A 25,819-nucleotide genomic window follows, 5' to 3' on the forward strand; every position below is an offset into this window, starting at 1 on the left:
GTCACGGCGCCGCCGCGCGCAGCGCCGCCACCTGTTCGGCATAGGTGGACTCGATGCGCTGAAGCCGCGCCTGGCGCGCCGCCTCGTTGACCCACTGCGACGTCATGGCGCTCTGCCGCGCCAACTGGTAGGCCAGCTTGGCGGCCGGCAGCAGCGAGCTGTTGTCGGCCGCGACGAAGCCGGCCAGGTCATGCAGCGACTTCAGCACCGCCCGCTCGCCGTCGCCGCGCGGGCCCTTGCCGCGGGCGTACTCGACCAGGAAGGCCTGCACCTTCTTCTCGAACTCGGGACCGTAGTCGCGCCGGATGACGATCTGCGCGTGCGGGATCAGCTCCGACTCCCAGATCACTTGCAAGCGATCGGCCTCGGACGGGAACTGCTGCCGGAAGCGCTCGAAGTCGGCCGTGTTGTTGGTGGCGACATCGGCCTCGCCGTTGGCCACCGCGAGCGCGGTCACCTGGTGGGTGCCGACCAGCTCGCTGCGAAAGCGGGTCTCCATCGCGATGTGGTTCGGCAGGAAGAGCTGCAGCTGGGGCACGATGAAACCCGAAACCGAACGGCTTTCGCCGCGCGCCAGGCGCCAGTTCTCGGGCTCGGCCAGCAGGCTCTTGAGGGTGCTGCGGGGGCCCGACTTGCGCGCCAGCAGCAGCGCGCGGTAGCCGGGCAGCCCGTCATGGCGGGTGACCTGCGCCAACACCTTCATGCGACGCAGCGTCACGGCATCGAGCGCCATCCTGCCGGACAGGAAGGCCATGTCGACCTGGTTGCGCTGGATCGCCTGCTCCAGGGCCTCGTACGAGGTCACCGACAGCATCGTGACCGGACGACCGATGGCGTGCTGCAGGTCCGCCAGCAGCGGCTCCCAGTCGTTGCGCGACTCGAAGGCCCCCCCCAGGGGCAGGATCCCGAAACGCACGGGACCGGAGGTCTCGGTGCCGCCGACGGTCTGCGCCGCCACCCCAAGCTGCCACCCGAGCAGGACGGCGAGCCCCGCGCGCAGCAGCCAGGCCCGCACGCGCAGCACCCCGGCGCCGACCCGATCCGGTCGGGTGGCCTCGGGGACAGGGAAGGCGCGGAAGGCGCAAGGGACGGGAAGCTGCATCTTTCTGGAACACATCGGCCGGACCGCGGCCCAGAACGAGCTGGTCAAAGTGGTGCCGCCTACAACACAATTAGAAACCAACTTAAGCGTTAAACGTGTCATTTTCCTCATTCCATGCGCATTTGCGGACCGTCCGATGGCTGATCGCCACAGCCACCTCCGCTCCTCGATGAGCTGGTCGTTCCGCGCCCTTCGCCTGCTGGCGGGCCTGACGCTGGCGCAGCAGCTCGTCCTGCTGGCGCTGCTGCCCGCCACCGTCGCGACCCTGGGCGCGATTGCGGTGCTGACGCGCCAGCACCTGGAGAACCTGACCGAACTGATGCGCGCCAATGCCCAGACCGTGGCGCTGCAGGTCGCGACCGTGGCGCAGTCGCAGATGCAGCACCTGGACCGCCGGGCCCTGCAGCGCACGGCGCAGTCGGGCAGCTACCAGCCGCACGTGCAGCAGGTGCAGATCTGGTCGGAAGAGGGGGAAATCGTCGCCAATTCGGAAACCGTGGACCGGCAGCGCGGGGAAGGCCTGCAGGTGGTCGCGCCGATCACCGGCGAGGACGGCAAGCACAACGGCAAGGTGATGGTCGAGATGAGCCTCGACGCGGTGACGAGCGCCAAGCGGGCGGTCTGGTTCAAAGTCGTGCTGGTGCTCGGCGCCAGCCTGCTCGGGGTCGGGCTGGCGGGCTGGTGGGCGGCGCGGCGCATCAGTGCGCCGATCCAGGCGCTCGGCGAGGCGGTCGACCGGCTGGGCGCCGGCGAGGACGCACAGGTGGAGGTCGAGGGCACGGCCGAGGTGCGGCGGCTGCAGCACGGCTTCAACCTGGCGGCACGCGCCCTGCTCGACAGCCGCAACCAGCTCGAGAGCCGCATCTTGCATGCGACCGCCGAACTGGCCAGCAAGAACAAGCAGCTCGAGGTCGCCAGCCAGGCCAAGACGCGGCTGCTGGCCGCCGCCAGCCACGACCTGCGGCAGCCGCTGCACGCGCTGACCCTGTTTTCCGACGGGCTGGCCAAGGGCGAGACCGATCCGGTGCGGCTGCAGCGCATCGGCCATATCCGCGAGTGCGTGGAGTCGCTGGACCGGCTGTTCTCGGAGCTGCTGAACCTCTCGCAGCTGGACGCCGGCGTGCTGCAGCCGCACTGGACCGATTTCGCGCTCGACACCCTGTTCGACGAGATCAGTCGCAATTTCCGCGCCGTGGCGGAGCAGAAGAACCTTCGGCTGGTGGTGCGCAAGACCGATGCCTGGGTCCGCTGCGACTACGTGATGCTGTCGCGCATCCTCAACAACCTGGTGTCGAACTCGCTGCGCCACACCACCGAGGGCGGCATATTGGTCGGTGCACGGCGGCGCGGCAAGTCGATCCGCATCGACGTCTGGGACACCGGCATCGGCATCGCGCCCCATCACCAGCCGCGGGTCTTCGAGGAGTTCTACCAGGTCGAGCCGCAGGGACGGCAAGGCAGCCGCGAGGCGCGCGGCATGGGCCTGGGCCTGGCGACCGTGCAGCGGCTCGCGGCCCTGCTGAACACCCGGGTCGAACTCATTTCGCAGCCGAACAAGGGCACCTGCGTGCGCGTTCCGGTGCGGGCGGTGGAGCCCCCGGCGGTGCCGGCGCCATCGCCCGTGCAGCCGGCCGGCATGCCGGCCGAGGAGGACCGCAGCCTGGCCGACGTCGTGGTGCTGGTGATCGACGACGAACGCACCATCCTCGAGGGCTTGCAGGTCGTGCTGACGAACTGGGGCGCGCGGGTGATGGCCGCCCAGAGCCGCGCCGAGGCCCTGGCGCTGGCCGACGCCTGGGTCCGCCCGCCCGACGTCGTGGTGAGCGACCTGCTGCTGCAGGGCGGCGACAACGGCCTCGACGTGCTCGCCGCGCTGGAGCGCCATCCGCGCGGCATCGGGCCGTCGACCGCGCGTCTGCTGGTGACCGGCGAGACCAAGCCCGACCGCCTGCGCGAAGTTGCCGGCGCCGGTGTCGCGGTGCTCTACAAGCCGGTGTCGCCGCGGGTGCTGCGCCAGGCGATACAAGCCCAGCTGGCCACGGTGCACAGCGCCCTCGCGACCGCGGCCTGAAGGCCTGTACGTCGTCCGGCATAGACCGACAGGCCGCGAAATTCCCACCTGCCGCCCCGCAACGCGGCAGGCCGCAGCAGGGCATAAGCCCTCTGCCTTATCGCGCCCAAACAGCCCCCTCCGTACATTGGATCCCTCACCCTCCGCGAATGCAGTCCATGCTTGCGAACCGTCTCCCCACGCTGCTGCGAAGGCAGCGCGACCTCCTGTTCATCGCCTGCGCAGCCTGGCTTTGCAGCGGCGCGCAGGCGGTCGGGCTCACGGTGCTGATGGCCGAAGCAACGGCCGCCCATACCGAATTCGTCCGCCAGCTGCGCGACACCCAGGACGCCGGCAGCCCCTTCACGGTCGTGCGTCTGGAAACCGGCGAAAGCATGGTCGAGGACGCCGCGGCGAGCACCGCGCCGACGGGCATCACGCTGGCCGTCGGACTGAGCGCCTCACGCACGGCGATCGAGCGGCCGGGCCAGGATCCGCTGGTGCTCGCGATGCTGAGCCGGCTCGACTACGAAAGCCTCAAGGGCACGGCCGCCCTGCGGCGCCCGGAGCGCCAGATCGGCGTGCTGCTGCGCGAGCCGGCAATGGCCGACCAGCTGGCGCTGATCGATGCGGTGATGCCGAGCAAGCGCCGGCTCGGGATCGTCGCCACGGCCGAGTCGGAGCCGATCGTCAGCGAGCTGCAGCGCGCCGCCCAAGGCTGGGACCTGCAGGTCGAATACGCGCCGGATGCCAAGTCGCTGGCCGCCGTGCTGCGGCTGCTGGTGTCGCGCAGCGACGCGCTGCTGGTGCTGCCCGACAAGATCGGCGACAGCCAGGCCGCCACGCTGGCGGTGCTGCGCGCCGGCGCCAGCGCCGGCCTGCCGGTGTTCGGCACCAGCGACGGCCTGGTGCGTTCCGGCGGCCTGGCCGCCGCGGTGTCGACCCCGAGCCAGCTCGCCCACCAGGCGCGCGGGCTCGGCCTCAAGCTGGCCGCGGCCAACGGCTCCGCCAGCGTGCGGATCGAGGCCGCGACGCCCGCCACGGTGCGCGTCAACGCCACCGTGGCGCGCGGCCTCGGCCTGCGCCTGCCCGAAGAACGCGAGCTGACCGCACGGGTCAGCGGTGTCCGATGAATCACCCCCGAAGTTCGACTGCGTTTCATCCGTCGCGGAAGGCGCGTGGCGCCATGGACCACTGAAATGAGCGCCCCCAGCCACCGCCTTCGCGCCCCTGCCGCCATCGCCCGCCCGAGCGAACTGCCGGCGCCGGAGAGGCGTGCACTGGTGGTCGGCGCCAGCCTGCAGCGCGACCTGTTCCGGCTCGGCGTGCTGCCCTGCGTGGCGGTCGCGCTGGCGCTCACCGGCTGGTTCACCCACAGCCGCCTGAGCACCCTGGAGGCTGCCTTCGATGCCGAGGGCGAAGCGGTGGCGCGCCAGGTGGCCGCGATGTCCGACCTGAGCCTCTTCGCCGGCGACCTGCCGGCGCTGCAGAACGTCGCCAATGCGGCGCTGCGCGGCGGCCAGGTGACCCGGGTCGAGATCAGCAACAGCGCCGGCGTCTATGTCACGGCCGGCCCGAAGACCGCACCGCTGGCGCAGCTGCGCATGTTCACGGCCCCGGTCACGCTGCGCGAAGCCTCGCGCGCCAGCGCCTTCGCACCGGCCGGTTCGACGGTGGCCGGCGAGACGCCGATCGGTCTGGTGCAGACCTTCCGCGACACCACCGCCTACGACCGCGAACGCACCCGTTCGCTGATGGCCGGCATCGGCATCGCGATGATCGCGCTGCTGGCCGCCTGGGCCTGGGTGCGCCACACGGCGCGCGCCATCGCCCAGCCGCTGCGCCGCATCTCGCGCACGGTGGCGGCGCTGGAGGCGGGTCGATTCGACGCCCGCTGCAACGTGGTCGCCGAGGACGAGGTCGAGCGCGATCCGGCCGAACGCGCCCGACGCGCCCAGCACGAGTTCGCCAACCTGGCGCACGACATCAACCGCCTGGCCGAGCGGCTTCAGCGCAACCGGCAGCTGAGCGAGGAGCGGGTGCGCGAGGCCACTGCGGTCGCCTTGCAGCGCATGGCCGAGGCCGAACAGGCGGCGCTGTCGCGGGCCCGCTTCCTCGCGGCCGCGAGCCACGACCTGCGACAGCCGCTGCACGCGATGGGCCTGTTCATCGACGGCCTGCTGCCCACCGCCTCGAGCGTGCAGCGCCCTGCCGTGCTGCGCCTGCAGGAGGCGACCGATTTCATGGGCGTGCTGCTCGACGACCTGCTGGAGATCTCGCGGCTCGACGCCCAGGTGCTGACGCCGGCGATCGGCGGCGTGTCGCTTGCCACGCTGTTCGACCAGCTCGAAGCCCAGCACGCCTCGTCTGCGGTCGCCGCCAGAGTGCGGCTGCTGTGGCGCGACCGCGGCCTGGCGGTGCGCAGCGACGCCGCCCTGCTGCTGCGGATCGTCGGCAACCTGGTCAGCAATGCGGTGCGCCACACGCCGGCCGAGGGCACGGTGCTGGTGACGGCGAGGCGCCGCGGCGGCGCGGTGCGGATCGAGGTGCGCGACAACGGCACCGGCATCGCGCCGATCCACCAGGCGCGCATCTTCGAGGAGTTCTACCAGGTCTCGAACACCGAGCGCGACCGCCGGCAGGGCTTCGGCCTCGGCCTCGCGATCTGCTCACGCATCGCCGCCTTGCTCGGCACCCGCATCACGCTGCGCTCCGCGCTGCAGGCCGGCAGCACCTTCGCGATCGAGTTGCCGCTGGCGAGCCCGCGCGAAGTGATGACCATGGCACCGGAGCCCCCGGCCTCCGCAGCGCTGGCCGGCCTGCACTGCCTGATCGTCGACGACGACCCGGCCATCCTCGACGGCAGCCGCATATTGCTCGAGCAATGGGGCTGCCAGGTCGAATCCGCCTCCACCCGCGCCGGGGCCCTGGCACGGCTCGGGGCGGTTGGCGCACACTTCGACGTGGTGCTGTGCGACCTGCAGCTGGCGCACGACGAAGACGGCATGGAAGTCATCGCGGCGGTGCGCCGGCTTCAGCCGGACGCGCTGCCTGTGCTGGTGTCCGGGGCCACCGGGCCCGAGGTGCTGCAGCGGCTGCGCAAGGGCGGCGTGATGCTGCTCACCAAGCCGGTGGCGCCGGCCAAGCTGCGAGCCCTGCTGTCGACCCTCCGCGGTGCAGTACCCGCCTGAAGGCCGTGCGCCGGCGCGGGCTACGCCTTGGGGGCGGCGCCATCCACTGTCAAGCGGACTCAGGCCGGCACGGCATCGAGCCTGGCCCGGTCCCAATGCCGGTGCTTCGCGATCGCCGCCACGAAGTCCTGCGCCACCCGCAGCGCCGCCTTGGCATCGCCGAGATTGGTGACCGGCGTCGCCGCCACCACGACGCCGGCCGGAGCGCTCTTCGGATCGGCGCCGACGCCCAGCGAGGCCAGCAGCTGCACGCCTTCTCCCACGGTGCAGATCGCCTTGCAGTGCTTGTAGGCCTCGCGCACGAAGTGCACCGCGTCGCCGTTCTCGGCCAGGGCCTTGACGCCCTCGGCACCGGCCGGCACCAGGACCGCATCGAACATCACCGAGGGCATGTTGACGAAGGTGGCGTCGACCTCGATCTGCCGCTTCGAGGCGCTGGCGATGGTGCCGAGCCGCGGACCGATGACCTTGCACCGGGCCCCGGCCTGCTCGATGCCCTCGCGGATCGCCTTGAGCGAGGCCGAGTCGATGCCGTCCTCCACCAGGATCGCGACCTTGCGCGTCTTGACCGATCCCCCCCCGGTGTCGGCCATGCTGAGCGCCGGCGACTCGTCGATCGGCAGCGTGAAACGATGCTCGCGGAAGCCGGCACGCCCTGCCGCCGCCTTGGGGTCGGGCGCCCTGATGCCCAGCACTTCGGCCACGCGCCGCGCCAGCTTCTCGTCGACGTGCGCCAGGTTGTCGACCATGCGCTGGCGCACCGCCGGCACTTCGACCTTCGACAGCTCGAAGCGGAAGGCCGCGATGATGTGCTCCTTCTCGGGTGCACTCTGGCTGTTGAAGAACAGCCGCGCCTGCGTGAAGTGGTCGTCGAAGGACGGACTGCGCCGGCGCAGCTTCGGCGGCTCGAGCTCCTCCGCAAAGGACTGGAAGCCGGCGCTTGCGCCGTCGACCCTGAACTCCTTGCCGTCGCCGAGCGAATTCGGCTCGTAGGCCACCTGGCCGCGCCCGATGGTCTGCCGGTGCATGCCGTCGCGCTGGAAGTTGTGGAACGGGCACACGCCCTTGTTGATCGGCAGCTCGTGGAAGTTGGCGCCGCCCAGGCGCGAGATCTGCGTGTCGGTGTAGGAGAACAGGCGGCCCTGCAGCAGCGGGTCGTTCGTGAAGTCGATGCCCGGCACCACGTGGCCCGGATGAAAGGCCACCTGCTCGGTCTCGGCGAAGAAGTTGTCGGGATTGCGGTTGAGCACCATGCGGCCGATGCGCTGGACCGGCACCATTTCTTCCGGAATGAGCTTGGTCGGATCGAGCAGATCGAAGCCGAAGGCGTGCTCCTTGTCCTGCGGAATCAGCTGCACGCCGAGCTCCCACTCGGGGAAGTCGCCGTTCTCGATGGCCTCCCACAGGTCACGGCGGTGAAAGTCGGCGTCCTTGCCGGCGATCTTCTGCGCCTCGTCCCAGGCCAGGCCGTGGATCCCGAGCTTGGGCTTCCAGTGGAACTTGACGAAATGGCTCTCGCCACGCCCATTGATGAAGCGGAAGGTGTGGACGCCGAAGCCCTCCATCATGCGCAGGCTGCGCGGAATGGCGCGGTCCGACATCGCCCACATCAGCATGTGGGTGGTCTCGGGCATCAGCGAGGCAAAGTCCCAGAAGGTGTCGTGCGCGCTCGCCGCCTGCGGCATCTCGTGGTGCGGCTCGGGCTTGACGGCATGGATCAGGTCGGGAAACTTCATCGCATCCTGGATGAAGAAGACCGGGATGTTGTTGCCCACCAGGTCGTAGTTGCCCTGCGGCGTATAGAACTTGACCGCGAAGCCGCGCACGTCGCGCACCGTGTCGGCGGAACCGCGCGAACCCGCCACGGTCGAAAAGCGCACGAAAACAGGCGTCTTCACGGCCGGGTCCTGCAGGAACTCGGCCGCCGTGAACTGCGACATCGACTTGTAGACCTCGAAATAGCCATGCGCGGCCGAACCGCGGGCGTGGACCACGCGCTCCGGGATGCGCTCGTGGTCGAAATGCGTGATCTTTTCGCGCAAGATGAAGTCTTCGAGCAGGGTCGGCCCGCGCACCCCCGCCTTCAGCGCGTTGTGGTTGTCGGGGATCTGCAGACCCTGGTTGGTGGTGAGCTGGGCCACGTTGTCGCTGGTGAACCCCGCCAGCTGCGCCTGCTTGGCCTGGCTGCCATCGCTCGGCTTCGGGCGACGGCCAGCGGCGGCCTTGGTCTGTGAGCTCATCTGGGTTTCCTCGGGGTTCAAGAGAAGCGGCGCACGGCACGCACGGCCTGCGCGCGCTCGCTAAGCTTAGGCTGGCCGCTGCGTGCGGGCCGTAGTGGCTGCACGCGCTCGCCTGTCGGCGCGGCGAGGGGTGCGCGGTAGGACCGCACCGACGCGTTCGCGCCACGGCCTACGCGGTATCGCGCGCCCCTGCCCACAAGGTGCGACGATGTGCTTCCTTACGATGGACCGCGAAAGTCGGCATCAAACCTGCTTTAGCTGCATTCCCCACCCCAAGGTCAGCGCATCATGCTCATCAAAATCGGTTTCGACATCGAGCTCGGGGTCAGCGCGCCGACCGCGCTCATCTACATGCTTCAGTTGCATTCTTCGCGTGCAGCCGACCTGCAGGGCAGCGAGAACCTCACGATCAGTCCGCCCCTGCGCACCGACCACTACGCCGACAGCTTCAACAACCACTGCGCCCGTGTGGCCGTTCCCCTGGGCGTGAGCCGGGTGCGCCTGCGCAACGAGGCCGTGGTGTTCGACACCGGCTGGCCGGACCCGGTCAGCTACGGGGCGATCGAGCATGCGCCCGCGGATCTGCCGGTGGAGACGCTCCAATTCCTGCTGCCGAGCCGCTACTGCGAGGTCGACAGCGAATTGCTGCAGTTCGCCTGGGCGCAGTTCGGCGGTGTGCCGCAAGGCTGGCAGCGCGTGCAGGCGATCTGCGACTTCGTGCACCGGCACCTGCGCTTCGACTACCAATGCGCACGCGCCACGCGCACTGCGCTGGAGGCCTTCCGCGAGCGCGTCGGCGTGTGCCGCGACTTCACGCAGCTGGCGATCACGCTGTGCCGCTGCATGAACATTCCGGCGCGCTATGTCACGGGCTACCTCGGCGACATCGGTATTCCACCGGTGCCGTATCCGATGGACTTCAGCGCCTGGTTCGAGGTCTACCTCGGCGACCGCTGGCACACCTTCGACGCCCGGCACAACACGCCGCGCATCGGCCGGGTGGTGATCGCGCGCGGGCGCGATGCGGCCGACGTGCCGATCACGATGGTGTTCGGCACCAACACGCTGGAGCGCTTCGAGGTGACGACCGACGAGGTGTTCGCGGTCGCCGCCTGAGCGCCGCCGCGGCCGCAGGCCTGATCATTGCGGCGTTCAGGCGCCGGCGAAGTGCGCCCCTGCGATCACGAACGGCAGCACCAGTTCGGGAATGAGGTAGGCAAGCCAGACCCCCCGGGGCTTGGGCAAGCCGACCTTGGCGATGGACACCAGGCGGCCGAAGGCCGCCAGCAGCACGCCCAGGGCGATCAGGTAGACGAGAAAGCCCTGCTGCCGGATGGTGATCGCAGCCCACAGGCAGATCAGGCCCATCGAGAAGTACACACCCGCCATGAAGCGATGGACGTTGTCCAGCCGCGGGTTGGTGTCCGGTTGCCCGAGGACCATCTGGACGGTGCCGCCGAACAAGGCGATGGCCGCCACCAGGAACAGGCAGGCTCGCACCACGATCTGGCTGACAAGGAGAGGGGTGTCGGCGGTCATTCGATGCTTCTCGCTCGATGGGGAAGGTGCACGCATTCTGCCCCTGCCCGGCGGCGATTCAGGGCGGCACGCAACCCAGCATCTTCATCGCCGGCCCGAGCGCCTTGCCGCGCTTCTCCATCCCCTCCCACGGCCCGTTGCCGACCGCCAGCCGATCGGCGATGTTCCGCACGGTCCATTGCGAAGCGCTGGTCAGCGCCGGCAGTTCGTCCCAGGCCAGCGGCACCGACACGCCGAGCCCCGGGCGCGAGCGTGCCGACCAGGCGCTGACCGTCGTGGCGCCGAAGCCGTTGCGCAGGTAGTCGACGAAGATCTTGCCGACACGATTGCGCGGGCCGCTCTTGGCGACAAAGCGGTCCGGGATGGTGGTGGCCAGGTGCTGCACCACGGCTTGCGAGAACCCCTTCACTGCATCCCATCCGTAGTGCCGCTGGATCGGCACCAGCACATGCAGGCCCTTGCCGCCGCTGGTCTTCAGGAAGGCCGGCAGCCCGAGCTCGGTGAGCAAGGTCTGGACCAGCAGCGCCGCCTCCTGCATCCGCACCCAGGGCACGCCCTCCCCCGGGTCGAGGTCGAAGGTCATGCGGTCGGGCGTGGCGATCGCCTTCGAGCGCGCGTTCCAGGTGTGCAGCTCGATCACGTTCATCTGCGCCGCCGACAACAGGCCGCGCACGGTGTCGATCTGCAGCAGCGGATCGTGGCCGGGGTCGAGCGAGGGGTCGAGCAGCTTCACGCCCGGCATCTCGCCGTGCTGCGCATGCTTCTGGAAGAAGAGCTCGCCACCGATGCCCTCGGGCGCACGGACCAGCGCCACCGGCCGGCCCTTGAGATGCGGCAGCATGAGGTCCGCCACCTGCTCGTAGAAGGCCACCAGCTCGCCCTTGGTCATGCCGCTCTTCGTGTCGATCATGCGCTCGGCGTGGGTGATTCGCAGGTCCATGGCCTTCGTCGCTCCTCGTGCATGGCCGCCGCCGGCGGGGGCTGGATCGGGTGGCTGGGCGCGCTCGCGCCGGATCTGGGCCGCCGGCTTGTCGCTGCGCAGGCCCTGGAACACCGCGTGGCGAATCCGGCCCTCGCGCGTCCAATCGCCGAAGGACGCCTCGCACACCAGCACCGGCTTGACCCACTGCGCCTTGACACCGGCGGGCCGGTCGTCGAACGGGCACTTGCCGCTGGCCTGCGGGTCGAGCCGGGCCTTGATGCCGGCCAGCCGTCGCTCGTCGAAGCCGGTACCGACGTTGCCGCAGTAGACGAGCTTGCCCGCGTCATCGTGGACGCCGAGCAGCAGCGAGCCGAAGCCCGAGCGCGAACCCTTCGGCGCCGTGTAGCCGCCGATCACGAACTCCTGCCGGTGCTGGTTCTTGAGCTTGATCCAGTCGGGCGAGCGGCGCGAGACATAGCCCGAGCCCCTGCGCTTGCCGACGATGCCCTCGAAGCCCAGCTTCGCCGATGCGGCGAGCAGGTCGCGCGGCGATGCGTCGAAGGCCGCGCTGAGCCGCAGCGGGGCCGGCGGCCGGCTGCCGAGCAGCCGCGCCAGCCGATCCCGGCGCGCTTCGACCGGCAGTGCGCGCAGGTCGAGGCCATCGAGGAAGGGCACGTCGAACAGCCAGTAGACGATCTTCGATGTGGCCCGGCTGTCGAAGGCGTTCTGCAGCAGCTGGAAATCCGGCGCGCCGTTGTCGCCATCGACCACGATCTCGCCGTCGAGCCAGGCCGAACGGGTCTTCAGCTTCGCCAGCGCCTTCGCGAGCGCGGGAAGCTTCGCGGTCCAGTCGTGGCCATTGCGCGTGATGCACCGGACCTTGTCGCCATCGATGCGCGCCAGCAGGCGATAGCCGTCGAACTTGAGTTCGTAGAGCCAGTCTTTGGGCGTGGCGGGCGGTGCGCAGGCCAGGGTCGCCAACTGCGGCACGAGTGCAGCCGGCAAGGCGGCCTTGCGGCCCACATGCTTCGCGGGGCTCTTCGTCGCGGCAGGGGCCGCGCGCGGTGCCGGGTCATCGACGCCGCGGCCGCTCAGCACGCTGTCGGGCTCGGCCTCGACCACGTCGTAGTCCGAGAGCGGACGCGCCTCGGCGTCCCTTTCCTTGATCAGCAGCCAGGGCGTCTGCTTCTCGCCCTCGCCGCGCATGCGCACCAGGGTCCAGCGGCCGCGCAGCTTGTCGCCGCGCAGTGCGAACTTGAGCTTGCCCTGCGCCAGCGACTGGCGCGCATCGCCCTCGGGCGCCCACTCGCCGCGGTCCCAGACGATCACGGTCCCGGCACCGTACTGCTTCGGTGGAATGGTGCCTTCGAAGCCGCCATAGGCCATCGGATGGTCCTCCACCTGCACGGCCATGCGCTTGACCGTGGGGTCCAGGCAGGGGCCCTTGGGCACCGCCCAGCTCTTCAGCGTGCCGTCGAGCTCGAGCCGGAAGTCGTAGTGCAGATGGCTCGCGTGGTGCTTCTGCACGACGAAGGACAGCACGCCCTGGGCCGGCTTGCCGCCGGCGCGGGGTTCGGGCGTCTTCTTGAAGTCGCGCTTGCCGTGGTACGGCGCCAGCGCTTCGCGCGCTCGGGAGGCTGCGGGCATGGATATCCTCCAGCCACGCATCCTAATGCGGGTCGCGCCCGCCGCTGCGAGTCACCCTTTTTTCGCGACCAAGGTGAGGATGTCGTAGCTCGCGACCAGCTCGCCGTCCTGGTTGGTCACCTCGACATCCCAGGCGACCACGCCCTGGCCGACGCCGTTGGCATCCTTCTTCTGCCGGTCGATCTTGCGCTTGCAAGTGAGCCGGGCGCGGATCGTGTCGCCGATGCCGACCGGCTTGACGAAGCGCAGCGTGTCGAGGCCGTAGTTCGCCAGCACCGGGCCGGGCGCCGGCGAGACGAACAGCCCGGCCGCCGCCGACAGCACGAAGTAGCCGTGCGCGATGCGCTTGCCGAACGGGCTTTCCTTGGCCGCGATCTCGTCGAAGTGCATGTAGAAGTAGTCGCCCGAGATGCCGCCGAAAGCCACGATGTCGGCCTCGCCGACGGTGCGGCGGTGGGTCAGCAGCGAGTCGCCGATGGCCAGGTCCTCGAAGTGCTTGCGGAACGGGTGCAGCTCGGATTCGTTGAGCTTGGCACCGCGCATGTACTCGCCGGTGACCGCGGCGATCATGCTCGGCGAACCCTGCAGCGCCGCGCGCTGCAGGTAGTGCTTGACCGCGCGCAGTCCGCCCAGTTCTTCGCCGCCGCCCGCGCGGCCCGGGCCGCCGTGCTTGAGGAAAGGCAGCGGCGAGCCATGGCCGGTCGACTCGACCGCGGCCTCGCGGTCGAGCACCAGCATGCGGCCGTGGTGCGCAGCGGCGATCGGAATCACGCGGGCGGCGGTCGCCGGGTCTTTCGTCACCAGCGTGCCGACCAGGCTGCCGCGCCCGCGCGCGGCCAGCGCCAGCGCTTCGTCGAGGCCGTCGTAGGCCATCAGCGTGCTGACCGGCCCGAAGGCCTCGATGTCGTGCACCGCGTCGTTGCCGAGCGGGTCGCGCGCCAGCAGCAGGGTCGGCGAGAAGAACGCGCCTTCGGCCACGCCCTCGCCCTGCGGCGCAAAGCCGTCGCGCTCGCCATAGACCAGCTCGGTGCCCTGCATCAGCAGCCGCACGCGCTCGGCGACGTCGGCCTGCTGCGCATGCGAGGCCAGCGCGCCCATGCGGACGTCCTCGCGCGCCGGGTCGCCGACCACGGTCCTGGCGAGCCGCGCACGCAGCTTCTCGGCCACCGCATCGAGGTGCTGGCGCGGCACGATGGCGCGCCGGATCGCGGTGCACTTCTGGCCCGACTTGACCGTCATCTCGCGCGCCACTTCCTTGACGAACAGGTCGAACTCCTCGTCGTCCGGCGAGACGTCGGGCGCCAGGATCGCGCAGTTGAGCGAGTCGGCCTCGGCATTGAACGGGATCGACTGGCGCACGATGTTCGGATGCACGCGCAGCTTGGCCGCGGTGTCGGCCGAACCAGTGAAGGTCACGACGTCGTTGCCGTCGAGCCGGTCGAGCAAGTCGCCGGTGCTGCCGATCACCAGCTGCAGGCTGCCTTCGGGCAGCAGGCCCGAGCGGTGCATGAGGCGCACCAGCGCCTCGGTCAGGTAGCTGGTCGAGGTGGCCGGCTTGCCGATGCAGGGCATGCCCGCGAGGAAGCTCGGCGCCCACTTCTCGAGCAGGCCCCAGACCGGGAAGTTGAAGGCGTTGATGTGCACCGCGACACCGCGGCGCGGCACCAGGATGTGGGTGCCGGCGAAACCGCCCTTCTTGCCCAGCGGCATCGCCGGGCCTTCGTGCACCAGGTTGCCCGAGGGCAGCTCGTTGCCGCCGATGCCGGCGTAGGCCGCCAGCGTGCCGGCGCCGCCCTCGATGTCGACCCAGCTGTCGGCGCGCGTGGCGCCGGTGTGGGCCGAGATCGCATAGAGCGCTTCCTTGTGCTCGGCCAGGTACTTGGCGAGCGCGCGCAGGCGCTGGGCGCGCTGCTGGAAGTCCATCGCCAGCAGGTTCGCGAGGCCGGCCGTGCGCGCGTGGGCCAGGGCTTCGCCGAAATCGATGGCTTCGGCATGGGTGCTGGCCACCGGGCGGCCATTGATGGCGCTGCGCAGTTCTTGCGCGCCTTGCGCGCCGAGCCAGCGGCCGCCAATGAAGCTCTGAAGGATCTGGGTCATGGTGTTCTCCCGAAGGGTTGGGTCAGGCGGCCGCGGCGACGGCGGCGTTCTTGTTGCCGAGGCCGAGGTAGGTGTCGATGATCCGGCGGTCGTGCAGCAGCGCCTGCGCCGGGCCGGTCAGCGCCACGGCGCCGGTCTCCAGCACATAGCCGCGGTCGGCGACCTGCAGCGCGGCGCGCGCGTTCTGCTCGACCAGCAGCACCGAGACGCCGTGCGAGCGCAGCGAGGACACCACGTGCAGCACCTCGCGCACGATCAGCGGCGCGAGGCCGAGCGAGGGCTCGTCGAGCATCAGCAGGCGCGGCCGCGCCATCAGCGCGCGGCCGATGGCGAGCATCTGGCGCTCGCCGCCGGAGAGCGTGCTGGCGAGTTGTTCGCGGCGCTCCTTGAGGCGCGGGAAGATCGCGAAAACCTCCTCCATGCGCTCCTTCTGGTCGCGCCTGCCGGTGCGCCAGCGGTAGAAGCCGCCGAGCAGCAGGTTGTCCTCGACCGGCATCTCGCCGAACAGCTCGCGCCGCTCGGGCACCAGCGCGACGCCGCGCGCGACCATCGCCTCGACGCTGGGCCGGGCGATGCGTTCGCCCGCCAGCGTGAGGCGGCCGCTCGACGGCAGCAGGCCCATCGCGGCGCACAGCAGCGTGGTCTTGCCGGCGCCATTGGGGCCGATGACGGTGACGATCTCGCCCTCGTCGACGCGCAGCGCGACGCGGTGCACCGCCTCGACGGCGCCGTAGGCGACGCTGAAGTCCTGCAACTCGAAAAGTGGATTCGTCATGCGGCCGCCGCGATCGGTTCGTCGCTGCCGCCGAGGTAGGCGTCCAGCACACGGGGGTTGGATTGCACCTGGGCCGGCGTGCCCTCGGCGATGACGGCGCCGAACTCCAGCACCGTGATGCGGTCGGCCAGGTTCATGACGAATTCCATGTCGTGCTCGACCACCAGGATGCCCAGGCCCTCGGCACGCAGCTGCGACAGCAGCTCGGCCAGCGCCTGCTTCTCCAGATGGCGCAGGCCGGCGGCCGGCTCGTCGAGCAGCAGCGCAGCCGGCTGGCCCGCCAGGGCGCGCGCGATCTCGACCACGCGCTGCTGGCCCAGTGCCAGCGAAGCGGCCGGCGCATCGGCATGCGCGCCGAGGCCGCAGCGCGCGATCTGCCGCCTGGCTTCGGCCAGCAGCGCCGCCTCCTCGGCGCGGTCGAGCCGCAGCATCGAGGCGATCCAGCCCCGGTGCCCGCGCCGGTGCGCGCCGAGCGCCACGTTCTCGAGCACGCTGCGGTTGCCGAGCAGCCGCACGTGCTGGAAGGTGCGCCCCAGGCCGCGGGCCGCGAAGTCGCGCGAGGGCTTGCCGGTCATGGCAGCGCCCAGCAGGCGGACTTCCCCCTCGGTCGGGTCGTCGACGCCCGAGATCATGTTGAAGAAAGTGCTCTTGCCGGCGCCATTCGGGCCGATCAGCGCATGCACCTCGCCGGCCTTCAGCGTCATCGCGACCGCGTTGTTGGCGACCAGGCCGCCGAAGCGCTTGGTCACGCGGTCGGCCTCAAGCAGCAGCTCGCCGGCGGGCGGCAGCGTGCGGGAGTCCAGCGTCGCGAGGGCCTTCGCAGCCTTCACCGGTTCCGGCTTCAGGAAGCGGCCGCTCACGCGGGCCAGCGTCGGCCAGAGCCCCTCGGCGAAGCGCTGCAGCACGAACAGCATCAGGAGACCGAAGACGATCACTTCGAAGTTGCCGCTGGCGCCCAGCAGCTTCGGCAGGATGTCCTGCAGCTGCTCCTTGACCAGCGTGATCAGCGTCGCGCCGAGCACCGCGCCCCACAGGTAGCCCGAGCCGCCGACCACCGCCATGAACAGGTACTCGATGCCGATGTTGATGTTGAACGGCGTCGGGTTCACGAAGCGCTGCATGTGCGCGTAGAGCCAGCCCGACAGGGCCGCCAGCAGCGCGGCGAGCACGAACACCTTGACCCGGTAGCGCGCCGTGTCGACGCCCATCGACTCGGCCATCACGCGGCCCGACTTGAGCGCGCGCACGGCACGCCCTTCGCGCGAATCGAGCAGGTTGTGCAGCGCCCACAGGGCGAACAGCAGCACCGCCCAGATCAGCGGGCCCAGTGCGCGCGGCGACGCCAGCGAAAGGCCGCCGATCGTGAGCGCCGGCACGCCGGTGATGCCGGTCTGGCCACCGAGGAACTCGAGGTTGCCGAACAGGAAGTACAGGCTCAGGCCCCAGGCGATCGTGCACAGGGGCAGATAGTGGCCCGAGAGCTTGAGCGTGATCGCGCCGAGGAACCAGGCCACGACGAAGGTCAGCAGCAGCCCGAACAGCAGGCCGACCCAGGGCAGCAGCGCGGGCGCGACCACGCCGCCGAGCGCCGCGGCGGCCAGCGGCGAGGTGCAGACCCAGGCGGTGGCGTAGGCGCCGATGGCGACAAAGGCCGCCTGCCCGAAGGAAGTCATGCCGCCGACGCCCGTCAGCATCACGAGCCCGGCCGCGACCAGCGAATAGAGCGCGATGTAGCTGAACACCGTGACGGTGAAGTCGGGCAGCCAGGGCCAGGCCAATGCCAGCGCGGCGATGCACAGAAGGGTGAGGTGGCGGCGGGTCATTCCTCGTCCTCCACGTGACGGCTGCGCAGCGATCGCCACCACAGCACCGGAATGATCAAGGTGAACACCAGCACTTCCTTGAAGGCGCTGGCCCAGAACGACGAGAAGGCCTCGAGCTGGCCCACCAGCAGGGCGCCGACCAGCGCGACCGGGTAGCTGGCGAGCCCGCCGACGATTGCGGCGACGAAACCCTTGAGGCCGATGAGGAAGCCGGTGTCGTAGTAGACCGTGGTCAGCGGCGCGATCAACAGGCCCGACACCGCGCCGATCAGCGCCGAGAGCGCGAAGCTCAGGTCGCCCGACAGGTCGGTCGGAATGCCCATCAGGCGCGCGCCGACCCGGTTCATCGCGGTGGCGCGCAGCGCCTTGCCGACGATCGATCGCTCGAAGAACAGGAACATCAGCAGCACCAGCACGAAGGCGACGCCCACCACCACCAGCGACTGGCCGCTGATCGGCACGCCGCCGAGGTCGAAGCGCGCTTCGGAGAAAGGCGGCGTGCGCGAACCCTCGGCGCCGAAGAAGAGGAGGCCGAGGCCGACCAGCACGCCATGCAGCGCGACCGAGACGATCAGCAGGATCAGCACCGTGGCATCGGCCAGCGGACGGTAGGCCAGCCGGTACAGCAGCGGGCCGAGCGGCGTGATGAGGACGAGCGTGGTCAGCGCCTGCAGCGCGAGCGAACTCGGGCGCAGTCCCAGCACCAGGCCGGCCGCGATCACGGGGAACAGCAGCGTCCACACCAGCGTCGACTTCCAGTCGACCGTGGCGCCGCGCTTCCAGCGCCAGGCCTCGACCACCAGCGTCATCGCGGCCAGCGCGACCAGCAGCCCGAGCGTGGCCGGCACGCGCCCGGCGGTCAGGGCCGCCATCGACAGCGCACCGAAAGCCACCAGCTCGCCCTGCGGGATGAAGATCACGCGCGTGACGGAAAACACCAGCACCAGGGCCAAGGCCATCAGTCCGTAGACCGCGCCGTTGACGATGCCGTCCTGCCCCAACAAGAGGGCGATCTGCAAATCCATTTGAGCTTTCTAAAGCGCGGCTTCAGGCCAAGCGAAGCGAAGGCTGTTCGGGAAACACCGCGGAACTGGCTTTGCCAGGCCGCTGGTGTTGCCCCCTTGAGGGGCTGAGGAGCCGCGGCTCCAAGCCTGCCTGCGCAGGCTTGGACGGCTCCGAAGAGCCGCTGCCTCTGGCAGCGACACGGGGCGGGCGACGAAGTGAGCCGGCATCGGGGGTGGGTCAAGGACTCGGGGGCAGGTACTTCCAGGCGCCGTTCTCGATCTTCACCATGACGCGGGCGCGCTGGTCCAGGCCCAGGTGGTCATTGGCGGTCATGTTGAAGACGCCATGCGCACCGGGCAGTTCCTGGACCTGCTCGAGCGCATCGCGCAGCGCGGCGCGGAACTCAGGCGTGCCGGGCTGCGCCTTCTTGAGCGCGACCGGAACCGCGGCCGCCATCAGCAGGCCGGTGTCCCAGGCGTGGGCGCCGAAGGTCGACACCGTGCCTTTGCCGTTCGCGGCCTCGTAGGCGGCGACATAGGCCAGCGCCGACTTCTTCACCGGATTGCCCGCCGGCAGCTGCTCCGCCACCAGCACCGGGCCGGCCGGCAGGAAGGTGCCTTCGACGTCCTTGCCGCCGACGCGCAGGAAATCGGCGTTGGCGACGCCGTGGGTCTGGTAGACCTTGCCCGTGTAGCCGCGCTCCTTGAGGCTCTTCTGCGGCAGTGCGGCCGGCGTGCCGGAGCCGGCGACCAGCACCGCATCGGGCTTGGCCGACATCAGCTTCAGGGTCTGGCCGGTGACCGAGGTGTCGGTACGCGAATAGCGCTCGTTGGCGACGATCTTGATCTTCTTCAGGTCGGCGGCCTTGCTGAACTCCTGGAACCAGCCTTCGCCGTAGGCATCGGAGAAGCCGACGAAGCCGACTGTCTTGACGCCGTTGGCGGCCATGTGCTCGGCGATCGCGAGCGACATCATGATGTCGTTCTGCGGCGTCTTGAAAACCCAGCGCTTCTTGGCATCCATCGGCTCGATGATGCGGGCCGAGGCGGCCATCGAGATCATCGGCGTCTGGCTCTCGGCAGCGACGTCGATCATCGCCAGCGAGTTCGGCGTGGTGGTCGAGCCGAGGATGACGTCGACCTTGTTCTCGGCGACCAGCTTGCGCGTGTTGTTGACCGCGGCCGTGGTGTCGCTGGCGTCGTCGAGCAAGATGTAGTTGATCTTCTGGCCGCCGATGGTCTTGGGCATCAGCGCGATCGTGTTCTTCTCGGGAATGCCGAGCGACGCGGCCGGTCCGGTGGCCGACACCGTGACGCCGACGTTGATGTCGGCCTGGGCCAGCGCCGAGGCCAGCAGCAGGGCTGCGAAGGCGAGGGGTTTCAGAAGCTTCATACGGGTTGTCTCCGGTTTTTTCGAGGGGTTGAGAATAAGGGGTGAACGGGCCGCGTGGTGGGTGGTTTCAGGCATCGACGGCCGTCACGCGCAACGGCCGCTGCACCGCCGGCAGGCCGCCAAGGAACAGGTCGGCCACCACCGGCGCCATCGATTCGTAGTCGAGTTCGCCATCCGGACGCATCCAGATGAACATCCAGTTGATCATGCCGAACAGCAGCATGGTCAGCGGCTTGTCCAGCGCGGCCTGTTGCAGGTCGGGCCGCAGTTCGGCGACCACGCGCGCGAAGCCGGCGACCACCGTGCGCTGGGTGTCGAGCACGCGCTGGCGGTCTTCTTCCTGGAGGAACTTGACGTCTTCGGTGAGCACGCGGTGCGCATGCTTGGCACCGGCGTATTCCTCGACGAAGCGGCGGATCAGCTCGCGCAGCCGGACGTCGGGCGCCAGGCCCTGCCGCTCGACGTCGGCCACCAGGTCCTCGAGGCGCGAGACGTGGTTCTCCGCGATGCTCACGAGCAGGCTGTATTTGTCGCGGTAGTAGTGGTAAAGCAGGCCCTTCGAGAAGCCGCAGGCCTCGGCGACCTGGTTCATCGAGGTGGCCGAATAGCCGCGGTTGGCGAACAGCAGCGCCGCATGCGCGAGGATCATTTCGCGTTGATCGTCGTATCCGGCAGAGCGTCCGCGGGCCATGTCAGTGCTCCACCATGCGACGCATGAAACCGGCGCAATCAAATGCCAGGGATACCGCGGAACTGGCTTTGCCAAGCCGCCGGTATCGCCCCCCTTGAGGGGGGAGGCACCGCAGGTGCATCGGGGGGTGTTTCATGGCCTTAGCGTTCGTCGAACGAGAGCACCACCCGCTCGGTCAGCGGATGCGCCTGGCAGGTCAGCACGAATCCGGCCGCCACCTCGTTCTTGTCGAGCGCGAAGTTTCGCTCCATTCGGACCTTGCCCTCGATGAGCTTGGCACGGCAGGTGCCGCAGACCCCCGAGGTGCACGAGAAAGGCACTTCCATGCCGGCCGCCGAGGCGCAGTCGAGGATGCTCGGCTGGTCCCTGCGGAACTCGATCTCGCGCTGCAGGCCGTCGCGCACGATGACGATCTTCGCCACCTCGGCATCGCCCGGCCTGGCCTCGTGGATCACCGCGCCGACCGGCGCGCCCTCGGGCGCGGCGACCCCGAAGCGCTCGATGTGGATGCGCTCCTCGGGCACCCCGGCTTCCAGCAGCGCGGCCTCGGCCTCGTCGTTCATCTGGAACGGGCCGCAGATGTAGGCATGGTCGATGGTGCCGGCCGGCACCACGCTGGCCAGGAACTCGCCGATCTTGGCGCGATCCATGCGGCCCATGTTGAGCGGCGCATCGGTCGGCTCGCCCGAGAACACATGGTGCAGCACCAGTCGCGTCATGTAGCGGTTCTTGAGGTCCTCGAGTTCTTCCTTGAACATCGTCGACTGCAGCTTGCGGTTGCCGTAGATCAGCGTGAAGCCCGACTGCGGCTCGCGCGCCAGCACCGTCTTCATGATCGACAGGATCGGCGTGATGCCGCTGCCGCCGACGATGCCGACGTGCTGGCGCTTCGACTTCGGCTCGATCGGCACGAAGAAGCGGCCTTGCGGCGCCATCACGTGGATGGTGTCGCCCGGCTGCAGCTTCTCGTTGATCCAGTTCGAGAAGGTGCCGCCCTTGACCTTGCGCACGCCGACGCGCAGCTCGCCGTCGTCGACGCCGGCGCAGATCGAATAGGAGCGGCGCAGGTCCTGGCCGTCGATGTCCTTGCGCAGCGTGAGGTACTGGCCCTGGGTGAAGCCGAAGGCCTCGCGCAGGTCGGTCGGCACGTCGAAGGAGACGATGACGGCTTCGGCGGTGTCGGGCTCGACGGCGCGCACGCGAAGCGGGTGGAAGATGACACTCATGGGAGGCCCGTCAGATCGGTTTGAAATGTTCGAAGGGTTCGCGGCAGGAGACGCAGCGGTACATCGCCTTGCAGGCGGTGGAACCGAAGGCCGACAGCCGCTCGGTGTTGCTGCTGCCGCAACGCGGGCAGGCGATGGCATCGACCCGGCGGCCGAAGAAGCGGATCGGCACCGTGCCGTCGGGCGACGCCGGTCCGGGCGGCGCGATGCCGTACTCGGTCAGCTTGCGCTTGCCCTCGGCGCTGATCCAGTCGGTGGTCCAGGCCGGTGCGCGCTGGAGCGTGACGTAGGCCGGGCCGAGACCGGCCTTGTCGATCGCCGCCAGCACGTCGTGCTCGATCACCTCGGTTGCGGGGCAACCGGAGTAGGTCGGCGTCAGCACGACCTCGAGCGCAGCGTCGTGCTCGATCACGTCGCGCACGATGCCCAGGTCGCGCACCGACAGCGCCGGCACCTCGGGGTCGAGCACGGTGCCGAGCACGTCCCAGGCCGCTTCGACCCTCGATACGCGCTCTTCCCGGGGGGGCCGCCGCGCACGGCCGTCCGAAGCGGCCGGCCCGCCCCCCGGCAGGGGGGTCGGAGGAAGCGACACGGAGTGCGCGACGACTGGGGGGGGAGCAACAGTCACCAGACGCCTCCGGGGAAGGAGCGTTGCAGGGTCTGCATCTCGGCCAGGATGTAGCCCATGTGCTCGCTGTGCACGCCGCGCTTGCCGGTGCTGCGGAAGGCCGACTCCTTGGGTTCGGCCAGCGCCGCTTCGGCGAGGATCGTGCGCATCTCGGCCAGCCACGGCGCCTGCAGCTCCGACCAGCGCGGGCCCAGCCCTTCAGAGGCCGCGGCCTCGTCGACCGCGTCCGACTCGAACATCTCGGGCACGTAGCGCCACAGGTCTTCGAGCGCGCGCTCGATGCGCCGGCGCGATTCCTCGGTGCCGTCGCCCAGTCGAACCACCCAGTCGGCCGCATGCTGCTGGTGATAGCGCGCTTCCTTGACCGCCTTGCCGGCGATGCCCGCGAGTTCGGCGTCGCTCGAGTCGCGCAGGCGCTCCCACAGCAGCTTCATGAGCGTCGCGACCATCGCGTTGCGCAGCACCGTGAAGGCGAAGTCGCCGCGCGGCAGCTCGACCAGCGTCAGGTTGCGGTAGTCCTTCTCGTCGCGCAGGAAGGCCAGCTGGTCCTCGTCGTGGCCGAGTCCCTCGATGCGGCCCGCGTGCGTCAGCACGGCGCGGGCCTGGCCGATGAGGTCGAGCGCCATGTTCGACATGGCGATGTCTTCCTCGAGGATCGGCGCGTGGCCCGACCACTCGGCGATGCGCTGGCCGAGGATCAGGCAGGTGTCGCCGAGGCGCAGCAGGTACTGCACGGCGGGCGTGGATTCGATGGCGATGGAGGCTTGCATGGTCAGGCGCTCACATGTGGTCCACGGAACCGGGCAGCTTGTAGAAAGTCGGGTGGCGGTAGACCTTGTCTTCCGCCGGATCGAAGTACATGTCCTTGTCGGCCGGGTCGCTGGCGACGATCTGGTCGGAGCGCACCACCCACACGCTGGTGCCCTCCTGGCGCCGCGTGTAGACGTCGCGCGCCATCTGGATCGCCATCTTGGGGTCGGCGGCATGCAGGCTGCCGCAGTGCTTGTGGTCGAGGCCGGATCGGCTGCGCACGAAGACCTCCCAGAGGGGCCATTCGGTGGCGGAGGCGGGAGTCGGGTTCGTCATGGATGTTTCCTTGATTCGGTGTGTCGGCGTTGCGCCTCAAGCGGCGATCGGGGTCGGCTCGGCGCGCTTGGCGGCATGGGCGAGCGCGGCTTCGCGCACCCAGGCGCCGTCTTCCCAGGCTTTCACGCGGGCGCCCAGGCGCTCGCGGTTGCAGGGGCCGTCGCCGCCGATCACGCGCCAGAACTCGCTCCAGTCGATCGGCCCGTGGTCGTGGTGCTGGCGCGCCTCGTTCCACTTCAGGTCGGGGTCGGGCAAGGTCACGCCGAGCACCTTGGCCTGCTCGACCGCGGCGTCGATGAACTTGGCGCGCAGGTCGTCGTTGCTGAAGCGCTTGATGCCCCAGCGCATCGACTGCGCCGAGTTGGGCGACTGGTCGTCGGGCGGGCCGAACATCATGATCGAGGGCCACCACCAGCGGTCGACCGCGTCCTGCACCATCGCCTTCTGCGCCTCGGTGCCCTGCTGCATCATGGTCAGCAGCGCCTCGAAGCCCTGGCGCTGATGGAAGCTTTCCTCGCGGCAGATGCGGATCATCGCGCGCGCATACGGCGCGTAGGAGCAGCGGCAGATCGGCACCTGGTTCATGATCGCGGCGCCGTCGACCAGCCAGCCGATGGTGCCCATGTCGGCCCAGCTCAGGGTCGGGTAGTTGAAGATCGAGCTGTACTTGGCGCGGCCCGTGTGCAGCGCGTCGACCATCTGGTCGCGCGAGGTGCCGAGCGTCTCGGCGGCCGAATACAGGTACAGCCCATGGCCGGCCTCGTCCTGCACCTTGGCCAGCAGGATCGCCTTGCGCTTGAGCGTGGGCGCGCGCGTGATCCAGTTGCCCTCGGGCAGCATGCCGACGATCTCGGAATGCGCGTGCTGGCTGATCTGCCGCACCAGGGTCTTGCGGTAGTGCTCGGGCATCCAGTCCTTGGCCTCGATGAAGCCGCCTTCGTCGATGCGGGCGTCGAAGCGCTTCTCGAGCTGCATCTCCTCGGCGGAGCGCACCGCCTTCTTGCCGTCGCCGGGCTCCTTGCCCATCGTGTCCATCGCTTGCGTGTACATGGTGTCTGTCCTTTCAGCCGGTGCCTACCGCGGGCGGGAATCGACCACGCGCTTCGCCTTGCCGGTGAGCGTGCGTTCGATCGAATCGGGAGCCAGCACCTCCACCTGCGTGGAGATGCCGACCAGGGTCTTGATGCGCTGTTGCAGCCACTGCGTGATCTCGCGCCGCTCGGCGTCGTCGGTGGCCGACACCGCCTGCGGCTGCAGCTCGCACTGCACCTGGACGGTGTCGAGCAGGCCGTCGCGGCTGACGTTGATGCGGTACTGGCCCGAGAGCTTGGCGTGCTGCAGCACGATTTCCTCGATCTGGGTCGGGAAGACGTTGACGCCGCGGATGATCAGCATGTCGTCGCAGCGGCCGACGATCTTGCCCATGCGGCGGAACGAACGGGCCGTGGGCGGCAGCAGGCGTGTGAGGTCGCGCGTGCGGTAGCGGATGATCGGCAGCGCTTCCTTGGTGAGCGAGGTGAAGACCAGCTCGCCCTCCTCGCCGTCGGGCAGCACCTCGCCGGTCTCGGGGTCGACGATCTCGGGATAGAAATGGTCTTCCCAGATCACCGGGCCGTCCTTGGTCTCGATGCATTCGCTGGCCACGCCCGGGCCCATCACTTCCGACAGGCCGTAGATGTCGACCGCGTCGATGCCGGCCTTGCCCTCGATCTCGTGCCGCATGGCTTCGGTCCAGGGCTCGGCGCCGAAGATGCCGACGGTCAGCGAGCACTCGCGCGGGTCCTGGCCCTGGCGCACGAACTCCTCGATGATCACCTGCATGTAGCTCGGCGTGACCATGATCAGGTCGGGCCGGAAGTCGCGGATCAGCTGCACCTGCTTCTCGGTCTGGCCGCCCGACATCGGGATCACGGTGCAGCCGGCGCGCTCGGCGCCGTAGTGGGCACCGAGGCCGCCGGTGAACAGGCCGTAGCCGTAGGCCACGTGCACGATGTCGCCGCGGCGCCCGCCCGCGGCGCGGATCGAGCGCGCCACCAGGTCGGCCCAGTGGTTGATGTCCTGCAGCGTGTAGCCCACCACGGTCGGCTTGCCGGTGGTGCCCGAGGACGCGTGGATGCGCGCGACCTGCTGGCGCGGCACCGCGAACATGCCGAAGGGGTAGTTGTCACGCAGGTCCTTCTTGGCCGTGAACGGGAACTTCGACAGGTCGCTCAGCTGCTTCAGGTCAGACGGGTGCACGCCCTTGGCCTCGAAGGCCTGGCGGTAGTGCGGCACGTTGTCGTAGGCATGGTGCAGGGTCCAGCGCAGGCGCTGCAGCTGCAACGCCTCGATCTGGTCGCGGCTGGCGGTTTCGATGGCGTCGAGGTCGCCGGGTGCGGGTTGCTTGACGGGCATGGGTGTCTCCA

General features: G+C 69.6%; 20 protein-coding genes. 4 read left to right on the forward strand and 16 right to left on the reverse strand.

Going from position 1 to position 25,819, the window contains the following annotated elements; genetic code table 11:
• Position 1: 1 nt before the first annotated feature.
• Entirely contained in the window at positions 2-1,102 is a 1,101-nt protein-coding gene (gene phnD, locus AC1DYD_RS12120; RefSeq protein WP_478172984.1) for a phosphate/phosphite/phosphonate ABC transporter substrate-binding protein, read from the reverse strand.
• Between the two features lie 136 nt (positions 1,103-1,238).
• Here phnD and AC1DYD_RS12125 point away from each other — a divergent pair, with 136 nt between their 5' ends.
• The 3 genes from AC1DYD_RS12125 (at position 1,239) to AC1DYD_RS12135 (ending at position 6,343) form a co-directional block, all read left to right on the forward strand.
• A complete protein-coding gene (locus AC1DYD_RS12125) occupies positions 1,239-3,173 on the forward strand; it encodes an ATP-binding response regulator (RefSeq protein ID WP_478172985.1) in 1,935 nt (644 codons plus the stop codon).
• A 158-nt stretch (positions 3,174-3,331) separates the two neighbouring features.
• Positions 3,332-4,285: an ABC transporter substrate-binding protein gene (locus AC1DYD_RS12130; RefSeq protein ID WP_478172986.1), complete on the forward strand. Its 954-nt coding sequence runs from the start codon at positions 3,332-3,334 to the stop codon at positions 4,283-4,285.
• Positions 4,286-4,351: 66 nt separating this feature from the next.
• A complete protein-coding gene (locus tag AC1DYD_RS12135; RefSeq protein ID WP_478172987.1) occupies positions 4,352-6,343 on the forward strand; it encodes a sensor histidine kinase in 1,992 nt (663 codons plus the stop codon).
• A gap of 59 nt (positions 6,344-6,402) precedes the next feature.
• On the opposite strand, the gene katE is transcribed toward AC1DYD_RS12135, so the two are convergent.
• Entirely contained in the window at positions 6,403-8,583 is a 2,181-nt protein-coding gene (gene katE / locus AC1DYD_RS12140) for a catalase HPII (RefSeq protein WP_478172988.1), read from the reverse strand.
• A 288-nt stretch (positions 8,584-8,871) separates the two neighbouring features.
• Here katE and AC1DYD_RS12145 point away from each other — a divergent pair, with 288 nt between their 5' ends.
• Positions 8,872-9,699, forward strand: coding sequence for a transglutaminase-like domain-containing protein (locus tag AC1DYD_RS12145; RefSeq protein ID WP_478172989.1), 828 nt, complete (start codon positions 8,872-8,874; stop codon positions 9,697-9,699).
• 36 nt (positions 9,700-9,735) lie between these two features.
• Here AC1DYD_RS12145 and AC1DYD_RS12150 read toward each other — a convergent pair whose 3' ends face one another.
• The 14 genes from AC1DYD_RS12150 to paaK all read right to left on the reverse strand — a co-directional run bounded on the left by AC1DYD_RS12150 (position 9,736) and on the right by paaK (position 25,808).
• On the reverse strand, positions 9,736-10,122 hold the full coding sequence (locus AC1DYD_RS12150; RefSeq protein WP_478172990.1) for a DUF4345 family protein: 387 nt from the start codon (positions 10,120-10,122) through the stop codon (positions 9,736-9,738).
• Positions 10,123-10,180: 58 nt separating this feature from the next.
• Entirely contained in the window at positions 10,181-12,691 is a 2,511-nt protein-coding gene (gene ligD, locus AC1DYD_RS12155) for a DNA ligase D (protein ID WP_478172991.1), read from the reverse strand.
• 51 nt (positions 12,692-12,742) lie between these two features.
• Positions 12,743-14,788, reverse strand: coding sequence for a phenylacetic acid degradation bifunctional protein PaaZ (paaZ, locus tag AC1DYD_RS12160; protein ID WP_478172992.1), 2,046 nt, complete (start codon positions 14,786-14,788; stop codon positions 12,743-12,745).
• 22 nt (positions 14,789-14,810) lie between these two features.
• Positions 14,811-15,563 (reverse strand): ABC transporter ATP-binding protein, encoded by a 753-nt coding sequence (locus AC1DYD_RS12165; protein ID WP_478172993.1) that lies wholly within the window; start codon positions 15,561-15,563, stop codon positions 14,811-14,813.
• Entirely contained in the window at positions 15,560-17,386 is a 1,827-nt protein-coding gene (locus tag AC1DYD_RS12170) for a branched-chain amino acid ABC transporter ATP-binding protein/permease (protein ID WP_478172994.1), read from the reverse strand. Before AC1DYD_RS12170 ends, AC1DYD_RS12165 begins: the two co-directional genes overlap by 4 nt.
• Entirely contained in the window at positions 17,383-18,411 is a 1,029-nt protein-coding gene (locus AC1DYD_RS12175) for a branched-chain amino acid ABC transporter permease (RefSeq protein ID WP_478172995.1), read from the reverse strand. The genes AC1DYD_RS12170 and AC1DYD_RS12175 overlap by 4 nt, the downstream gene beginning before the upstream one ends.
• Positions 18,412-18,628: 217 nt before the next feature.
• Positions 18,629-19,783, reverse strand: coding sequence for an ABC transporter substrate-binding protein (locus AC1DYD_RS12180; RefSeq protein ID WP_478172996.1), 1,155 nt, complete (start codon positions 19,781-19,783; stop codon positions 18,629-18,631).
• Between the two features lie 67 nt (positions 19,784-19,850).
• A complete protein-coding gene (locus tag AC1DYD_RS12185; protein WP_478172997.1) occupies positions 19,851-20,474 on the reverse strand; it encodes a TetR/AcrR family transcriptional regulator in 624 nt (207 codons plus the stop codon).
• A 140-nt stretch (positions 20,475-20,614) separates the two neighbouring features.
• On the reverse strand, positions 20,615-21,700 hold the full coding sequence (paaE, locus tag AC1DYD_RS12190; protein ID WP_478172998.1) for a 1,2-phenylacetyl-CoA epoxidase subunit PaaE: 1,086 nt from the start codon (positions 21,698-21,700) through the stop codon (positions 20,615-20,617).
• A gap of 10 nt (positions 21,701-21,710) precedes the next feature.
• Positions 21,711-22,181 (reverse strand): 1,2-phenylacetyl-CoA epoxidase subunit PaaD, encoded by a 471-nt coding sequence (gene paaD, locus AC1DYD_RS12195; RefSeq protein ID WP_478173095.1) that lies wholly within the window; start codon positions 22,179-22,181, stop codon positions 21,711-21,713.
• Positions 22,182-22,324: 143 nt separating this feature from the next.
• Positions 22,325-23,098 carry a 1,2-phenylacetyl-CoA epoxidase subunit PaaC gene (gene paaC, locus AC1DYD_RS12200; RefSeq protein ID WP_478172999.1) on the reverse strand — a complete coding sequence of 258 codons (774 nt, stop codon included), beginning with the start codon at positions 23,096-23,098 and terminating at the stop codon, positions 22,325-22,327.
• Between the two features lie 10 nt (positions 23,099-23,108).
• Positions 23,109-23,414, reverse strand: coding sequence for a 1,2-phenylacetyl-CoA epoxidase subunit PaaB (paaB, locus tag AC1DYD_RS12205; protein WP_478173000.1), 306 nt, complete (start codon positions 23,412-23,414; stop codon positions 23,109-23,111).
• 36 nt (positions 23,415-23,450) lie between these two features.
• The gene (gene paaA, locus AC1DYD_RS12210; RefSeq protein ID WP_478173001.1) at positions 23,451-24,464 is read right to left on the reverse strand and encodes a 1,2-phenylacetyl-CoA epoxidase subunit PaaA; all 1,014 of its coding nucleotides are present in this window, start codon (positions 24,462-24,464) and stop codon (positions 23,451-23,453) included.
• A gap of 24 nt (positions 24,465-24,488) precedes the next feature.
• Complete coding sequence (gene paaK, locus AC1DYD_RS12215; RefSeq protein ID WP_478173002.1) at positions 24,489-25,808, reverse strand: phenylacetate--CoA ligase PaaK; 1,320 nt, start codon at positions 25,806-25,808, stop codon at positions 24,489-24,491.
• Between the last annotated feature and the right edge of the window lie 11 nt (positions 25,809-25,819).

This window comes from Variovorax sp. P4_B11, assembly GCF_056402355.1.

Excerpts from the sequence above, each read along its gene's own strand:
- phnD (WP_478172984.1), bottom strand. The coding sequence starts at position 1,102 with ATGCAGCTTCCCGTCCCTTGCGCCTTCCGCGCCTTCCCTGTCCCCGAG.
- AC1DYD_RS12185 (WP_478172997.1), bottom strand. The coding sequence starts at position 20,474 with ATGGCCCGCGGACGCTCTGCCGGATACGACGATCAACGCGAAATGATC.
- AC1DYD_RS12170 (WP_478172994.1), bottom strand. The coding sequence starts at position 17,386 with ATGACCCGCCGCCACCTCACCCTTCTGTGCATCGCCGCGCTGGCATTG.
- AC1DYD_RS12145 (WP_478172989.1), top strand. The coding sequence starts at position 8,872 with ATGCTCATCAAAATCGGTTTCGACATCGAGCTCGGGGTCAGCGCGCCG.
- ligD (WP_478172991.1), bottom strand. The coding sequence starts at position 12,691 with ATGCCCGCAGCCTCCCGAGCGCGCGAAGCGCTGGCGCCGTACCACGGC.
- paaC (WP_478172999.1), bottom strand. The coding sequence starts at position 23,098 with ATGCAAGCCTCCATCGCCATCGAATCCACGCCCGCCGTGCAGTACCTG.
- katE (WP_478172988.1), bottom strand. The coding sequence starts at position 8,583 with ATGAGCTCACAGACCAAGGCCGCCGCTGGCCGTCGCCCGAAGCCGAGC.
- paaE (WP_478172998.1), bottom strand. The coding sequence starts at position 21,700 with ATGAGTGTCATCTTCCACCCGCTTCGCGTGCGCGCCGTCGAGCCCGAC.
- AC1DYD_RS12125 (WP_478172985.1), top strand. The coding sequence starts at position 1,239 with ATGGCTGATCGCCACAGCCACCTCCGCTCCTCGATGAGCTGGTCGTTC.
- paaZ (WP_478172992.1), bottom strand. The coding sequence starts at position 14,788 with ATGACCCAGATCCTTCAGAGCTTCATTGGCGGCCGCTGGCTCGGCGCG.
- AC1DYD_RS12150 (WP_478172990.1), bottom strand. The coding sequence starts at position 10,122 with ATGACCGCCGACACCCCTCTCCTTGTCAGCCAGATCGTGGTGCGAGCC.
- AC1DYD_RS12175 (WP_478172995.1), bottom strand. The coding sequence starts at position 18,411 with ATGGATTTGCAGATCGCCCTCTTGTTGGGGCAGGACGGCATCGTCAAC.
- AC1DYD_RS12180 (WP_478172996.1), bottom strand. The coding sequence starts at position 19,783 with ATGAAGCTTCTGAAACCCCTCGCCTTCGCAGCCCTGCTGCTGGCCTCG.
- paaK (WP_478173002.1), bottom strand. The coding sequence starts at position 25,808 with ATGCCCGTCAAGCAACCCGCACCCGGCGACCTCGACGCCATCGAAACC.
- paaB (WP_478173000.1), bottom strand. The coding sequence starts at position 23,414 with ATGACGAACCCGACTCCCGCCTCCGCCACCGAATGGCCCCTCTGGGAG.
- AC1DYD_RS12135 (WP_478172987.1), top strand. The coding sequence starts at position 4,352 with ATGAGCGCCCCCAGCCACCGCCTTCGCGCCCCTGCCGCCATCGCCCGC.
- paaA (WP_478173001.1), bottom strand. The coding sequence starts at position 24,464 with ATGTACACGCAAGCGATGGACACGATGGGCAAGGAGCCCGGCGACGGC.
- AC1DYD_RS12130 (WP_478172986.1), top strand. The coding sequence starts at position 3,332 with ATGCTTGCGAACCGTCTCCCCACGCTGCTGCGAAGGCAGCGCGACCTC.
- AC1DYD_RS12165 (WP_478172993.1), bottom strand. The coding sequence starts at position 15,563 with ATGACGAATCCACTTTTCGAGTTGCAGGACTTCAGCGTCGCCTACGGC.